The organism is Candidatus Lokiarchaeota archaeon (assembly GCA_014730275.1).
GTDB lineage: Archaea > Asgardarchaeota > Thorarchaeia > Thorarchaeales > Thorarchaeaceae > WJIL01.
Genome location: WJIL01000024.1, coordinates 23,321 through 38,109 on the forward strand (window position 1 = coordinate 23,321; position 14,789 = coordinate 38,109).

14 protein-coding genes and 2 tRNA genes are annotated in these 14,789 nt (G+C 46.5%); 6 read left to right on the forward strand and 10 right to left on the reverse strand.

Translation table 11 applies throughout. The features are described 5' to 3' along the window. Positions 1 to 13 precede the first annotated feature (13 nt). Positions 14 to 937 carry an aspartate carbamoyltransferase gene (gene pyrB, locus GF309_04110; protein ID MBD3157951.1) on the forward strand — a complete coding sequence of 308 codons (924 nt, stop codon included), beginning with the start codon at positions 14 to 16 and terminating at the stop codon, positions 935 to 937. Here pyrB and GF309_04115 read toward each other — a convergent pair. The 5 genes from GF309_04115 to GF309_04135 all read right to left on the reverse strand — a co-directional run bounded on the left by GF309_04115 (position 925) and on the right by GF309_04135 (position 8,064). After that, complete coding sequence (locus tag GF309_04115; GenBank protein MBD3157952.1) at positions 925 to 1,650, reverse strand: helix-turn-helix domain-containing protein; 726 nt, start codon at positions 1,648 to 1,650, stop codon at positions 925 to 927. The two genes, pyrB and GF309_04115, sit on opposite strands and share 13 nt — an antisense overlap. Before the next feature lie 247 nt (positions 1,651 to 1,897). Further along, on the reverse strand, positions 1,898 to 3,100 hold the full coding sequence (locus tag GF309_04120; GenBank protein ID MBD3157953.1) for a hypothetical protein: 1,203 nt from the start codon (positions 3,098 to 3,100) through the stop codon (positions 1,898 to 1,900). Between the two features lie 104 nt (positions 3,101 to 3,204). Then, positions 3,205 to 5,115, reverse strand: coding sequence for a hypothetical protein (locus tag GF309_04125; GenBank protein ID MBD3157954.1), 1,911 nt, complete (start codon positions 5,113 to 5,115; stop codon positions 3,205 to 3,207). Positions 5,116 to 5,508: 393 nt separating this feature from the next. Then, positions 5,509 to 5,617, reverse strand: a tRNA-Pro gene (locus tag GF309_04130). Between the two features lie 53 nt (positions 5,618 to 5,670). Beyond that, entirely contained in the window at positions 5,671 to 8,064 is a 2,394-nt protein-coding gene (locus GF309_04135) for a DUF4968 domain-containing protein (protein ID MBD3157955.1), read from the reverse strand. Positions 8,065 to 8,169: 105 nt separating this feature from the next. On the opposite strand from GF309_04135, the gene GF309_04140 reads away from it, so the two are divergent. Together GF309_04140 and GF309_04145 are read left to right on the forward strand one after the other, a co-directional pair. Further along, on the forward strand, positions 8,170 to 8,382 hold the full coding sequence (locus tag GF309_04140; GenBank protein MBD3157956.1) for a hypothetical protein: 213 nt from the start codon (positions 8,170 to 8,172) through the stop codon (positions 8,380 to 8,382). 207 nt (positions 8,383 to 8,589) lie between these two features. Continuing rightward, positions 8,590 to 8,823, forward strand: coding sequence for a hypothetical protein (locus tag GF309_04145; protein ID MBD3157957.1), 234 nt, complete (start codon positions 8,590 to 8,592; stop codon positions 8,821 to 8,823). A 190-nt stretch (positions 8,824 to 9,013) separates the two neighbouring features. Here the strand turns inward: GF309_04145 and GF309_04150 are convergent. After that, a tRNA-Thr gene (locus GF309_04150) sits at positions 9,014 to 9,120 on the reverse strand. 21 nt (positions 9,121 to 9,141) lie between these two features. On the opposite strand from GF309_04150, the gene GF309_04155 reads away from it, so the two are divergent. Then, the gene (locus GF309_04155) at positions 9,142 to 10,257 is read left to right on the forward strand and encodes a methenyltetrahydromethanopterin cyclohydrolase (protein MBD3157958.1); all 1,116 of its coding nucleotides are present in this window, start codon (positions 9,142 to 9,144) and stop codon (positions 10,255 to 10,257) included. On the opposite strand, the gene GF309_04160 is transcribed toward GF309_04155, so the two are convergent. Further along, positions 10,243 to 11,778 carry a hypothetical protein gene (locus GF309_04160; protein MBD3157959.1) on the reverse strand — a complete coding sequence of 512 codons (1,536 nt, stop codon included), beginning with the start codon at positions 11,776 to 11,778 and terminating at the stop codon, positions 10,243 to 10,245. The genes GF309_04155 and GF309_04160 overlap by 15 nt on opposite strands. 264 nt (positions 11,779 to 12,042) lie before the next feature. Between GF309_04160 and GF309_04165 the strand changes: the two genes are divergently transcribed. Continuing rightward, a complete protein-coding gene (locus GF309_04165) occupies positions 12,043 to 12,321 on the forward strand; it encodes a molybdopterin synthase sulfur carrier subunit (protein ID MBD3157960.1) in 279 nt (92 codons plus the stop codon). Here the strand turns inward: GF309_04165 and GF309_04170 are convergent. Further along, a complete protein-coding gene (locus GF309_04170) occupies positions 12,318 to 12,845 on the reverse strand; it encodes a 2-oxoacid:ferredoxin oxidoreductase subunit gamma (GenBank protein MBD3157961.1) in 528 nt (175 codons plus the stop codon). The two genes, GF309_04165 and GF309_04170, sit on opposite strands and share 4 nt — an antisense overlap. 5 nt (positions 12,846 to 12,850) lie before the next feature. Beyond that, the gene (locus tag GF309_04175) at positions 12,851 to 13,681 is read right to left on the reverse strand and encodes a 2-oxoacid:ferredoxin oxidoreductase subunit beta (protein MBD3157962.1); all 831 of its coding nucleotides are present in this window, start codon (positions 13,679 to 13,681) and stop codon (positions 12,851 to 12,853) included. A 142-nt stretch (positions 13,682 to 13,823) separates the two neighbouring features. On the opposite strand from GF309_04175, the gene GF309_04180 reads away from it, so the two are divergent. Further along, the gene (locus GF309_04180) at positions 13,824 to 14,258 is read left to right on the forward strand and encodes a hypothetical protein (GenBank protein ID MBD3157963.1); all 435 of its coding nucleotides are present in this window, start codon (positions 13,824 to 13,826) and stop codon (positions 14,256 to 14,258) included. Between the two features lie 152 nt (positions 14,259 to 14,410). On the opposite strand, the gene GF309_04185 is transcribed toward GF309_04180, so the two are convergent. Further along, on the reverse strand, positions 14,411 to 14,789 hold a 379-nt coding region (locus GF309_04185), incomplete at its 5' end, for a hypothetical protein (protein MBD3157964.1).

Below are 14,789 nucleotides of genomic sequence, written 5' to 3' on the forward strand. Positions count from 1 at the left end.
GGCGGCAGAAATTATGCCAAACCTGCATGACTTGATATCTATTCATGACCTAGCACGCGAAGACATCGATATGATATTAGATAAGGCGGCGGAAATGGAGAATGAGGCCATTGAACGCAGCAAACGACTCGAGAAGAAAATAATGGCATGCCTTTTTTTTGAGCCATCAACAAGAACCCGCCTTTCTTTTGAAAGCGCAATGCTAAGATTGGGTGGTAGCATCCTAGGATTCGCCGATATCGGGGTGACAAGTGCCGGAGGAAAAGGGGAGAATCTAGCAGATACAATACGAACCGTGGAGCAATATGCTGACTTGATAGTTATTCGTCATCCTTTGGACGGTTCAGCCAAACTGGCAGCTGAATTCTCACGCATCCCCATCATAAATGCAGGTAGTGGTTCAGAAGAACATCCAACCCAGGCGCTTCTGGATTTGTATTCAATCAAGAAGATGAAAGGCTCTATTGATGGACTTTCTATATCGCTCTGTGGGGATTTGAAATACGGAAGAACAGTCCATTCATTGGGAATCGCACTCGCTGATTATGATGTGCGAATCACCTTAGCTGCCCCGCCCACGTTGAAAATGAAACCTATGATCGTTAGGGAACTGGATGAGGCAGGAATAGAAGTCAAACAGGTGGGCAGCATTGAGGATGCAGTAAGAGATGTTGATGTCTGTTACATGACCCGCATTCAGAAAGAGCGCTTTCCCGATGTTCGTGAGTATGACAAGGTAAAGGGGAAATTCAGAATAACAATGGACGAGGTTAGCATGATGAAGGACGATGCCATTATTCTTCATCCATTGCCCCGGGTTGATGAAATCGATTCGGAAGTCGATTCAGCACCACAAGCTCGCTATTTCGACCAAGTGTACAGTGGTGTGGTAACACGGATGGCGCTGCTGGATATCATCTTAGGTCAATCAGATTGAAGGTCACGAAGCTCTTTTATCAAGTCTTCAAGCGAACCGATTCCGCTCGTAGCCAAGGGTATGTTCATTCCCTCAGCTAGGTCGATAGTAAGCCGATCAACCTCAGGAGTACCATGTAGAATCACGAACGTTGGCTTGAACTCCTGAGATTTGATGGCGACCATGGGTGCCCTTCCAGTACTGACTTTCGTAAACACAAGACACCGGTCGGTTGCAGCTCCAAAAATTTTCAGGAAGGCTTCGCTATTCAGCTCCTTTACTGCTCTCTCGGCGTCAACTACCGAGTAACCATAGATTTCTCGATTCAATCCCCGTTCACCTGTTAGCAAGTCGCATTTCAGTTTCTTACACAGCTGATCAATAGTGAGTGGAGAATGCAAGTCCGACATTGCCAGCACGATGTTCAAATCAACTAGGTCCACATCCATCAGCCGCAGGAACGCAGAAACAACCTGACCGCCATTCTGCTCATCTAAAGTGATGAGAGCCATGATAAACCGCCTGATTGTTGCACTTCCAGGGGACTTCCTTCGACCTGATTCGTAGTCACTTATGACGCTTGGACTGATGTCAAGATAATTGGCAATGTCAACCTGTGCAAGTCTGAATCGTTCGCGCCACATGCGCATGGTCTTCCCAGGATCGTCGGATAAGGCGATTTCGCCAGCCATCCTGCGCGCTAGTCGTTCCCTTGCTGAAGATTGCATCGACATATATCATAGTTGGTCCGTGATATGTGATAAAGGTATTCGTCAATAGTCGAAGATTCTGTTATTGAATCGCGGATTGAGAGAATGATTAGTCGACACCTCATGCCAAACGGGATAGACTATTCTAATCTTAGATGGAACCCTGAAAATCAATGAGAATGGTTGGTGGGCCCGGAGCGATTTGAACACCCGAACTCTTGGACCCAGTATATCGGAGTTAAATTCGTCGCAAATGCAATATCCTATGTCTCTATTCAATTTCTGGTGCAGGAGAGAGTTCTCTTTGTGGATTCTTTCCTCTCCGTCGAATAGCGTGGATTCCTCCGACAACAACTATGATTGAAACAGCAGCGATGATGATCGATTGAAATAGCCGGTCAGTTAGTCCGTTCCAGAGGCGGGTGCCCAGCCTATCTCCAGTGGTCGTTCGAAGAATGGTCGAGGCGCCAACAACCCATCCATGAGTTAGATTGTTGAAATCCACTGCTACCATTCTTTGGGACAATCCTTCGGGCGCGGTTTGTTCGTACCAATTGGCTCCCCCATCAGGAGTGTACATTACGTCCACCGTATCACCAACGATCCAGCCATGGTCTTTGTCAAGGAAGTGGATATCAGTACAGTACGGTAATCGGAACCCCCCAAATGGAGTCCTTTCAGGGACTGGTAGTTCCTCCCAGGTCTCCCCATCGGTCGTGTGGGCAAGGCGGTCATCACCGATTGCCCAGCCCTCGGTTTCGCTCACGAAGGACACCGACCAACCGCCCCTATCCGATGTGCTCTCCCAGGTTTCACCTCCGTCCTCGCTGTGGTAGATACCGCCAAACCCCATCGCCCAGATGACCTGTGGGGAGAGGAATTGCATCATGCGAAGGTTATCATTGAATGTCCACCCGAGAACTGACTCCCATGTGTCACCACCATCAGAAGTCTCATAAAGCATCCAATGGTACGCAGTCCATCCATGGGTTTTGTTGATGAACCCCACAGTAGTCATCGAGTAGTTTAGCTTGGTTGTAGAACTCTGATTCCAAGTTTGGCCTCCATCGATTGTGTAAAACAACCTTCCACGACCATTGATCCAAATCGTCTTTTCGTCAACGACATCCATAATCGTAGCATATTGGGAGCTCTTATTGTATAAGAGCTGCCAAGAGTCACCACCGTCTTCCGTGCCTAGGACGATGATAGTGGTAGGAATATGCTCCTCTAGTTCTCCTAACACCCATCCATGTGTTGCATTGATGAACTCTACATCCAGAAAAGTAGCTTCGGGGTAACCATGTTCGATAGCCTCCCAAGTGGTTTCAGTCTTCTGAGCTGGTTCATGGTCAGCTAAGGTTGTTCCTGCAAAGCCCATTACCAGACTCGGAAAGCACAGTACAACGAGAAGACACGATTTTCTCATCGCTCGTCTTGATATACCCCTGTAAGAACTTCTCACTGGTGCCATTTTTTCCAGGTCTCTCCTCACGTCTGCGCCCAAAAGATGAACCAATAACTACTCCAATTTAGCAGTTCGTATCTTTCGACTGCATGGATAAGAAGATTGTCCTATCAAAACGGTACATCGCCTCCACCACCTCCGCCACCTCCTCCGCCGTCGCCTATCGTATATGTACCTGTGTCGATACCCAATAGGTGGCCATTTGAGTCATAGGCCTTCACCATCACCATCATCTTTGCATAACCCGAAGGATGTGTCCACGACCTGTAGTACTTGCCACTGCTGGGAGTGGAGTCAATACCGCAATACGAATACGACGTCCACGACCCAAATTTGGTCCTGTACTTCGCGTAGAACTTCACATAGTCCATTGGCGAGTAGTGGGTGACATAGGCCCTGACTGTGGAGTCAACGACCGAAACAGAACTAATCAATGCCGAGTATGGGACCGGGTCACTGGGATCGTTTGGGTTGTATCCCCATGCGATTTCATCACCATCATTTATCCAGTCGTTATCAGAATTGGAGTCAGTAGGGTCGGTTCCATGAGTTGATACCTCATCATAATCGGAGAGGCCATCATTGTCCGAGTCCCAGTCATTTGGGTCTGTCTCATGATAATAGGTCTCGGCATCATCTGTCAGCCCATCGCCGTCCGAATCGGTCCCTTCAGTTGCGTATTGAAAAACAGTATCATAGGTGGCCTGATTATCCTCGTCATTAATCAATCGGTAATGGTCAACATCGAAATAGCTCTTATCTGCAAAAGATAAATGAGCCCTCCCTCTCGCAACTATCGGGTCACTGAGGTCCCCATGAATATTGGACACCAATGCGCTCAGCACCGGATCGTATCCGCTTGTTGTGTACCAGTTGATACCAGTAGAATAACTCATGGGGTCACAGTTCAAGCCGAGAATAAGTGGGCTCCATGGTGTCATCGACCAGTACACCGGACTTGGCCATAAGCTGCCATGGGTTAAGAACCCTCCAAGTAGGCTGAGAATGTCCGCCCAAATGATGGTAGGATCTGCAAGAGAAGTACCAAGATTCGGGGTTCCAAGCATAATCACTTTGCCAATATCTATGTTTGCAGTATCAAGCTCTGTTCGATGTAATGCGAGCATTTCACGAACAATGACGCCGCCCATGCTATGGGCTATGATATTCACCTGGCTCCCCGAAGAGAGATCAAGGAGTTCACCAGCGAAATTGTCGGCAAAATCCGAAAGCGTGTAATTCCAATGGATGTGGTTCTTGGCGTCCTCGTCAGCTGGGTTATAATGTTCAAAATAGCTGAAGTCCCTGATATCGGTATAATCTATGAGTTCGTAGTCGCGGCCTGAGAAATCGTACCTCATATCGAGAAAATCCAAATCATCACCCCAGTATCCGTGAACAAAATACAGGTATCGACCTAATGGGTGAAGCATTGTCTGTTGAGCCTGGGATACTCGATTGAAGGGAAACATCAGGTCACTATTTGAGCGGACTAGTCGCTTGAGATACCAACCAATCAGTATTGCTCCTGCTTCTGCGTCCACGTTCCCATCAAATCCAAATATATTCGAAGAGGGATCTGATGGGGAATGACATGCTAATATGACCGCTTTCTGTGGCTGTCTTGCAGCGATTGCGTCATATATCATAGACCATAAGATAAGGCCATTCGGGGTTTCAAGTCCGTCCGGTTGCCCATGCCCCACAAGCACAATCATGTCCTCGTGCAAGGGAATAGAATCCAACCTTTCAAAATCAGTCTCCACAGTTCTGACAGGAAAAGGAGACACTTCGTCTTGGAGTGTTTTTGCAGCGATGCTGGTATTTTCATCCTGGTTGTTAGCCATAACAATCCATGCCGTAGGATGCAATGGTTCAGGCTGGAATGTGGTGCTAATCACCGGGAGCAGTATCAATATAAGAATTACAAAGTTCCTCGCGCTTTTGCCATCAATCATTTTCGAAACTCCGTATTGTAATCTGTCAGAACATAATATAAACTCCCCAATAATGAAACACATAACACAGATTGAAAGTGAAGGAGGAAATGTCTACGATAGTAGAATAGTAATATCCCAGCACGAATTAGGCCGCTCTTGAACCCGCTGAGGAATGATATAGCCTTAGACAGATTAGATTACCCGAATGTGGGTATGACGCTTCATCAGTGCATTAGCGGGTTAAGCTGCAGGAAACAGGATTTAGCCCATTTGAAGAAGTGCTCAAACACACAACGTATCATTTACGAACTCCAGACGAAGGCCAAAATAAATATCAGCGTTGTATCGAAGGGTTTGCCAACGAATACTGTAAAACTTATCGAATGAAGGGTTATTAGGATGCCTACGTGCGCCACTTAATCCTTTGGTTCATTGTTTTGGCGCTCTTTGGACGCGAAAAACAATGAGAATGGTTGGTGGGCCGGGTGAGATTCGAACTCACGCACGCCTGGACCCAAACCAGGAATCAAGCCACACTAGTTCCGATAGGATGAGACTAACGGAATAGCTAGACCACCGACCCAGTGATTCTAAGACATGGTTCTGTGAGTTCACATTATAAGAGTAGTGGAAAGCTCACGTAAAGACCGAGATTTTGTGGGCAGAACCATCGTCTACCAGCGCGATTTCCAAGGTATTGGTTTCGGGACTGTAGGCGGCTGAAAGCGGGGCTATATCTTCGTCACCATCAGCAGAAACAAGCCCGATAGGAACAGACATGCCATCGACTTCTAACGAGCTGGGTTCTTCTGTAATAGCTCTGAACTCGACGATCAAGTCCCGGGAGGGTGGTGTCCAATCACCCTGTCTCTCAGATATTGCAACGGACAGAGTATCGGTCCCACAGGAGCTTGTTATTGTTGTTACAGCGCAGGGGCCATCTTCCGAAATACCGTCATCTTCATACAAGTCGATATGCCCCACTCCTTCTGGGTAGACCAGAATCCGGAGATCGCCTTGGTCCTCGTCGGTGGTTTGGACCACATCACCTGTTGGAACTACTGAACCACCTTTGAAGTACACAGGCATGGTATCTAGGGGTGCGGGGACTGTAATCCTTTGACCGCCCTTGATTCGTTCACCTGTCCAGTAGCTGAACCAGGTTCCTGGCGGGAAATAGACACTGCGACTTTCGGCACCTTGGTCAAGCACAGGTGCAACCATCATGCTTGGGCCAATCATGAATTGATCATCAATATCACAGGCAGCAGAATCATCTTGGAACTCAAGGACGAGGGGTCGCATTATCGGCAGTCCGGTTTCATTGGCTTCCTTCGCAAGAGAATAGAGGTACCGCAAGAAGCGATAACGGAACGAGATGTATTTTCTAGCATAATTAACGGCGTCTTCACCCAGTTCCCACGGCTCTTGACGTGCTGTATGAATCCGCGTATGATTCCGTGAAAACGGATAGAGACTACCCAGCTGATACCACCGGATCAACAGCTCTTCTGTCACATCATCGCTGAAGCCACCGATATCAGCACCACAGAATGGTATACCTGATAGTCCCAAGTTAAGCAGCATCGGAATGGAGAGAGCCAAGTATTCCCAAGTGGAGTGATTATCCCCCGTCCAAGTAGCTGCATAGCGTTGATACCCAGCATAACCTGCTCGAGTCAGTATGACGGGGCGTTCATCGGGAAAAACCGCCTTGAGTCCATCGAAGACCGCACGCATCATATCGAGTGCGTATCTATTCCGCATTCGTGGTTCCCAAGGCGTGCCCTTGTGGTCGACAACGTCGTCCATTGAATACTCCTCTCGCATCCCTGGATACATACAGTGGCTGGGTTCATTCATGTCCAACCAGCTTGCGTTACTCACACCCGATTCCATGAAACCTTCATATTGGGAACCAAACCAATCACGCACTTCCTCACGAGCAAAATCAGGGAAGACCGTTCTTCCAGGCCAGACCAGTCCAATATATTCGCTGCCATCTTCATTTTTGAGGAAGAAATCATGCGTACTGCCTTCGTCGTACAGGTCATACCCCTCCTCCAATTTGACTCCCGGATCGATGATAGTCATAACATGATAATCAAGTCTGTTCAGCGCCTGAACAAACTCGCGCGGATTAGGAAAAATCTCGGGATTCCATGTGAAGATTTTGAAATCGTGCATATATCCGATATCAAGTGTGATAGTATCGCACGGAATCTTGTGTTGTCTGAACCCCTTTGCTACCTCCAGCAGTTCCTCTTGGCCCTCATACAGCTCCCACCGAGACCAGTGATGCCCCAAAGCCCACCGAGGCATGAAATATGGTCGGCCGGTAAGCCACGTATATCCCTCCAGCACCTCTGAGATTGAAGGCCCCAGAATGAGGTAATAGTCAACTGGGCCTCCGGGAGCACCAAAGGAATAGAAATCGTCACTTTCTTTCTTGAAGTCAAATTGTGTTCGGAAGGTATTATCAAGGAATACGCCATGTGCAATTTTGTCGCGTAACGTGATGAAGAAAGGAACACTCTGATAGAGTGGATCTGTTTCAGAGTCATAATGGGGATTATCATTGTTCCACATTTCGTAATGCAGGCCCGATTTATCAAGCCCATTTGTTTTTTCACCAAGACCGTAGAAATGCTCATCTCCGGCACTCTTCATACTGCATGTGAAGCCTGCATCTTGCCAAGTCAGACCGAAACTAGCCAAAGATTCAGTAATGATTGACCCATCTTTATCTTTCAGCCGAAAGATGCCATCGTCTAGAGTAACCGTTAGTGTAAACTCGTCTCCCGAAATTACAGATACATCGTTTTCGATACGTATATCAAGTGAAACGTTTTGTTGTTTTTCAAGAACTGCAACAGATTGCTCTTCTCTGTAAGATTCATCTTGCGTCATCTGGACTCTGACGATTTTTGGAGAGAGTACTGTGATTCTTGCCGTTCCGTTTTCACAAGTATACTCGATCCGATTCTGGTGGATATCAGTTTCCTGAAGTGCTCCTAGCTTCGGGGACATTGACAGTATCACTACATCGAGGTCAGGGTAAGGCCTTTTTTCTATTGCGAAATTGTATTTGATAACAAAAAGGTCAAATAGCTTCTAATAGCGAGCTTATGTGAGTTGGGAAAGTTGAGTTTACTCGGGCCTGACGATTTCGACAAGGACCGAAAAGAGCGTATCAAAAAGCTTGCACGAGATCTATCGCCTGCAGTAAGGAAGGAACTCGACAAATTACTTAATAAGAAAGATTTGCCAGACGCACGGCGGAAAATTAGGGAACTCGTCGGACCAGAAAGAGCGAAACGATTGCTGAATGAAAATAGCAGCGAATAACAACATGAGGAATTCTGATGACCATACCAACACCGTGAGGCTTTCCAGGAGGGAGGATTCCTGAATTCTGAAACTGAAGAAGTCGACTTAACCCCACGGGTAGCTAGAAGTACGAATGTCAAGTTATCTATCATTCGAACCCTTGAGGCCGAAAAGCGAACGCATCTTGCTGAACTACGCACTGGGACTGCAATCCTAGCCATTCCGATGTCTTTGCTGACAATACTGATTGCAACATCAAACTACTATGACTTGGCCAGTGTCATGGTGTTCATCGTAGGCCTTGTAGCTGGGATTATTGGTTTGACAGTTATTGGTACCTTCTTTATTTACCGCTCACTCAAACGGATTAGAAAAACGGAACAGCTTCGGGATGTGGCCTGTGCTGAGACTTCCGAAATCGCAGAAAACGGCTATGTTCTCGACCACCGCTTTGAGTAGGCAACTAGTCGCTCGGAATGGCACAATATTTTCAAAAAATTCACTAAACACTCGTTCGCTCGAACCCGCGGCCTCTTGTCGACTATTTTATAAACCTATACTATTAAAAAATCATCTATTCTATATGTCTAATGAGTCTGTGAATAGCACTAATTTTCAAATGTCATACCTTGAGTAAGTCAAGAAATAATGGAGCCTCAGGCGAGATTTGAACTCGCGGCCTCATCCTTTTCGGCTAGTCCGGAAATCGGACGTCCATACCAAGGATGCGATCTAACCAGGCTGAGCTACTGAGGCTTGCATCGTGAACCGGTCCACATGAATGTAGACCGAGGCACAGCGCTCTCGGCTATTGCAACGGCCTTAAAGTTTTCTACTTGTAACTCAGAATCCGCACCTAAAGGCTTTATGAAGAGGGTCCATGTTTCAGATTACGGCGGATGTCTTAAACGAAACAAGGTAGATTGTATGTCCTCACGTTCAAGTATCAATGAGAAAGCCCTGCAGATATTGCAGGATTTCATAGAAGATGCAGAGGAGCTAGGCTGTAAGACGATAGATACCAAATGTGGAGCAACCGTTATCGATACAGGAATCAAAGTACCTGGTTCTATTGAAGCAGGCAGACTGATAGGGAGAATCAGTATGGGTGGCCTAGGTGCAGTCCGCATTGTGCCGACACATATTGAAGATATGACAGTACAGGCAGTCATGGTCGCTACGCAAGAACCCGTTATTGCAACACTGGGTTCACAGCTGGCAAGATGGAGAGTGAACTATCATGGGTTTTCAGCCCTGGGTTCGGGTCCCGCGCGAGCGAAAGCCGGCATAGAGAAGGATTTTTTCGAGGATATCGACTACACTGATGATGCTGATACTGCAGTACTTGTTCTAGAAACACGACAGTATCCCGGTGATGATGTGCTGAGGTCAATAGCAGAAACGTGCAGTGTTTCACCGGAGAATCTGCATTGTGTTCTTGTTCCGACTGCCAGTGTAGCAGGTTCTGTCCAAATAGCAGCAAGGATTGTCGAAATTGGCATCTATAGGTTATACAAACTGGGATTGAAACCGCAACAAATCAGGGGTGGATTTGGAGTGGCTCCCTTTCCTACACAGATAGATGATGATGTCTCTGCGATGGGAGCCAGTAATGACTGTCTTGTATATGGTGGAAGAGTCCATTTCTTCATTGCGCCACGAGAAATCGACATTCTAGAAGAAATAGTTCAGAAAGCATGCTCAAGCTATTCGAAAAGCTACGGCAAATCGTTTTCCGAATTGTACAAGGGAGCAGAGAACATCTTCTATAATATGGACCAACAGCTCTTCAGTCCTGCACGAATCTCAATCATGGACATTGAAGCAGAGAATATCTACCGAGCTGGCAAGATAAATGTCAAATTAGTGCGGAAAGCGCTAGGTCACGTCTAGCTCTTCAACCTCTTCTCTCTCATCCTCGCTAGCAGGCTTAACCAACTCAGCTTTGGGTATCGGATAGCTGAGAGCTTTCTTTGTCGCTATTACACCAAGCAGAGGTATGATAGCACAAAGGATGAACGTCGCTGGGAAGCCAAAAGCTGGTTTGAACCAGCCAAAGAAGGCTATCAAGGGCATGGATAGAATCATTACCAATGTCGGACGTAGCGAATAGAGACTGTTGCGGATTTTGTTTGGTATGACATCAATCATAATCCGCTGGCTCAGTATACCTGCAAGACCGCCGAAAATCCCGGTTACAACAAAAATGATGAACATCAGAAACACGGGTAGTATCGACACAGCCGGAATCTGAATAATTGCTAGGTTGAGATAGGGAATCACGATGTTTACCATCTCAGCACCAGCCGGAGCACGCGGAAAGAAGAATGTGAGAGCTGCAAGCCCCAGCAGCGCAATAAAGCCGTTGAACTGAGCAAGTCGAAATCGGGGGATCCATTTCTTTGGTTCGAATCGTTTGGCCCATATACCAGTCCGTTCCTGAAAGACAGCATTGGGGACGAATATTAACGTTCTATAGGAGGATACGGCAACTTCAGTTAATAGATAGTTGAAATAGAGTGGAAACAATAGCAGGTTCCACCAAAGTGGTCCGACACTGAATAGCAAGACCTCACCCAATATGAAGAAGATAACAAAAGGATCTGAAACGAGGAAGCGAACTCCACGCTTCATGATGGAGGTATACTCCTCGAAAGATGGAGGGGCATCATTTTCTGCTCGAACACCGGGTAGATCCTTAATCAGTTTCAAAACCATAAGTGCCAGAAGAACAGCCAAAATAGCCTGTAATCTGAAGACAAGTTGACGGGCATATAGCACTGCAAGCCAGCTTCCAGGAATGAGGACCAGAGTAGCGAATATCTGATTGACGGATCCGATTTTGCCCCAGAAGGCTCCATATGATTCTCGCTCTTCATCATGAGGCATTGCAACTCGATAGTTATTATCGAACCATGCTTGGAAGGCCCCGCTTTCTTGGGAAGCTCCAAAGCCCATTAGTGCGTAGATGAGTATGAATACTGAGAATGGTGTGTCCGGAGTAACTGTGGCAGTCAGCCAAAATGCAATAGCATAGCTGAACAAAGCGGATGCAATGACGTAACGCTGTCCAATCCAGTCGCCAACTACGCCGGTGGGATAGTCCAATGCAGTTTGTACGGCAAGTTGAATCACAACAAGGATACCAACAAATGTCAGTCCTTGGTCGTAGCTTCCCCCACCCAGAGTCTCTGCTATGTGAATCATGTAGAAGCTTGTACTCAACTGAAAAGTACCAGCAAATAACGGTATGAGAACAGCAAGGACTTTGGCAAGATACAAAGCGTTCTCTGTTGGTTTCTCGAAGCCGAGAATGCGAGCAGGAAGACTTGAATGGACGATTTCTTGCCCCTCAGAAGTTGCCTTCTTATCTCCTTCAGGTGATGAATCAGTCTCCTGTTTCTCTTGCTTCAAAATAATCATATCCGTTATTCTAATCATTTGACTAGGAATATCTAATAGTCCAATAGTTTTTCTCTAGGGGACTGCCTGCAAACCAAGCACTCAGTGAATAAGTTATCGCTTGCGTCATCTCTGTAAGCCAATATTTTATGGCAGAAGAAATGCGTAGCGAATGGAGTTATGAACCAAATATAGAAGTTATCATTCAAGCCAACCGTTCTAATAGGCATGCCGTGGAGTTTATCAAGCGCATAAGATTCCGGACGATTGGCTATCATGACCATCAAAATCGAATTTCGGGGGCCGTTAGAAAGCCATGGTATACAAACAACATACCATGTCGATGTACAGACTCGAAGAAGAGTTCGAGATGTGTTAGACGGACTTCTGCAACAAAACGGGGGGCTTGAAGAAATATTCTCGAATCTGAGAACGATAGAACAAAACACCATGATTCTGCTCAATGAGAAAGATGTTACACTGTTTGATGGTCTTGATACCAAAATCGAAGATGGGGATAATCTATTGGTCTTGCCACTAGTACATGGTGGCTAAACCAAGTCAGCACCAGCATGTATTGCCTTCACATCGATTTCAAGGTATTTTTCCGGAACCATGTCTTTAACTCCGTTTTCTAAAGCATCCAGCGGAAACAAACCTGATTTTTTGACCAGGGCACCCAACATGACCATGTTAGAAGCCAAACGAACACCCATATTATCTGCAGTTTTCATAGCCGGAACATCGATAAGCTCGTACTTCTCTTCCAGCCCAGTTGCATCTACGAGGTCCGGATCCACGATGACCAAACTACCTAGTTTTGCATCATCGATGTACTTGTCAAGCGCGGATTGACTCATAACAACAAAGTAATCTGACTTCCTGACCTTTGGGAAGTGGATATCACCATCACCGATGATGACCTCACTTTTTGCAGCTGTGCCTCTTGCTTCCGAACCATAGCTCTGACTTTGCACTGCATTCAATCCACCGTAGACCACAGCTGAATGACCAACTATGACTCCAGCTAGAACTACGCCCATGCCGCCTGTACCAGCTATTCGAATTTCCTTTTGCATGGCTATCAATCCTTCTTCGGTACAACGGTTTCGTTGAGTGCTTTCAGGTATCCCTTTTCGGCTCTATCAACAAATACACCCAAGTCGATGCTATCTTTTTCTGGAACGCGGTGATGGAGTGGATCATTTTTCTTTCTGATTGGCAGACTCTTGAACCAGTCAAAGAAGTCCTGTGTGTCTCCAATTTTGGCACGCCTACCATAAGCGGTAGGACATTGACTCATCATTTCGACAAAGGTGAATCCTTCGTGTTCTAGGGCTGCCTTCATAGATCTAGATGCTTGGAATGGATGTGCAGTAGTCCACCTCGCTACGTAGTTTGCACCGGCTGCTGCAACTAAACGCGATAGGTCAAAAGGACGTTCGGGATTACCGTAGGGCGTAGTAGAGGTCGTATCACCGGCAAAAGTTGTGGCGCTCACCTGACCCCCAGTCATGCCATAGTTGTAATTATTGGAGCAAATAACTGTCATATCCACATTTCGGCGGGCTGCGTGTACGAGGTGATTACCACCAATACCTGCGATGTCGCCATCTCCAGAAATAACTACAACCTTCAACTCGGGTCGAGCAAGTTTGAGACCTGTAGCAAAAGCAATTGCTCTACCGTGAGTTGTATGGAGGGTATCAGCATCAAAGTGTGGAGATGGAATCCAAGCACCACAACCAATTCCCGAAACGAACGCAAATTCATCCAGGTTCTCATGCCCAAGGTCACGAACCGCCTTGAAAAAACAGTTTATGGTGATGCCGTTGCCGCAACCAGGACAGAATGGAGAGGGTAAGGCCTCCTCACGGAGGTATGCTCGTGAAAAGTGCTGATTTGAGGTGGTCAAAGTGTTCACACAATTGCTTGCAGTGCCAAGGAGCTAATAATTAATTCCCTATGACCACGGGTAAAGCTAACGCCATTAGCACCACTTTTAAAACAGCATATCAGAGGATTTGAGTAGTATATTCAATAAACAAGGTGAGATTATGTCTGACGTAGCATCCATGCGAGCATTCAACAGAGAACTGGCAGCGGTTGTCGGCGCTAGTGTCGAAGTGAAACTGAAAAGCGGCGAAGTTTATTCGGGTACAATAAGAGGCATTGACAAGGAAAGTCTCAGTATTGTCCTCGCGGAGGTTAATACACAAGAAGACAAAAACATACCAAAGATGTTCATTTATGGCGATAGTATCGCTTCGTTCTCGCTATCTGAAAAGGAAGTAAGCCTTGAAGGTTTGGCACGGGAACTTGAGAGTAGTTTCCCCCCCGGCGGTGTACGATACTATCCAGACACCGCAGTCATAGTTGTCATGAACAAGGTCCGTATTACTCCCGAAGGAGTAGAAGGTAGCGGTCCACTCTATGAAAGAGTGAAGAGTATCGCTGATGAATGGTTAGAAGATCACGGGCTCAAGCAGTAGAACAATCAATGGTGTAGCAAGTAATCACCACACTGTCAAGGCAGCTGATACTAGGTCCAGAAAAGAACAACGGACAGATCTCACCGAGATAATTTGAAGAAATGAAGCAAGTAGAATGAACATCCGACAAAATAAAGGGAGGGTGAAGAACCCTAAAAGATTCTTTTCAGACCCAAATCATCCAACTCGGGATTCTTTTCTTTTTCCTTCCTCTGTTCTTTTTGTTTTTCGAAGCGGTCACTAGGTGGTTTGAGTCGTTCTTCCCATGAACGGCTTCTGACTGGAGGGAATTTGCCAAGCGATTTTGATTGTGCCTTCGTATTTGCCGGTGAGGGTGTACTGAAGAGACCGAAATCGGCAAGGCGTTTCCGGGTAAGCGATGTATCTTTATTCTCGGTTTTCGACTCTTTTGAACGGGGAAGTAATTGCGGACTCTTTACACCGGTCAAAATGAGCATTACACGTAATATACCACTCAAACGAGGATCAACACGTGCACCCCAGATAACATTAGCAGAATCACTCATCTTA

Coding starts and splice junctions, on each gene's coding strand:
- pyrB (MBD3157951.1), top strand. CDS start 14: ATGCCAAACCTGCATGACTTGATATCTATTCATGACCTAGCACGCGAA.
- GF309_04125 (MBD3157954.1), bottom strand. CDS start 5,115: ATGTGTTTCATTATTGGGGAGTTTATATTATGTTCTGACAGATTACAA.
- GF309_04120 (MBD3157953.1), bottom strand. CDS start 3,100: ATGGCACCAGTGAGAAGTTCTTACAGGGGTATATCAAGACGAGCGATG.
- GF309_04135 (MBD3157955.1), bottom strand. CDS start 8,064: ATGTCCCCGAAGCTAGGAGCACTTCAGGAAACTGATATCCACCAGAAT.
- GF309_04155 (MBD3157958.1), top strand. CDS start 9,142: ATGAATGTAGACCGAGGCACAGCGCTCTCGGCTATTGCAACGGCCTTA.
- GF309_04165 (MBD3157960.1), top strand. CDS start 12,043: ATGACCATCAAAATCGAATTTCGGGGGCCGTTAGAAAGCCATGGTATA.
- GF309_04180 (MBD3157963.1), top strand. CDS start 13,824: ATGTCTGACGTAGCATCCATGCGAGCATTCAACAGAGAACTGGCAGCG.
- GF309_04170 (MBD3157961.1), bottom strand. CDS start 12,845: ATGCAAAAGGAAATTCGAATAGCTGGTACAGGCGGCATGGGCGTAGTT.
- GF309_04145 (MBD3157957.1), top strand. CDS start 8,590: ATGTCTTTGCTGACAATACTGATTGCAACATCAAACTACTATGACTTG.
- GF309_04115 (MBD3157952.1), bottom strand. CDS start 1,650: ATGTCGATGCAATCTTCAGCAAGGGAACGACTAGCGCGCAGGATGGCT.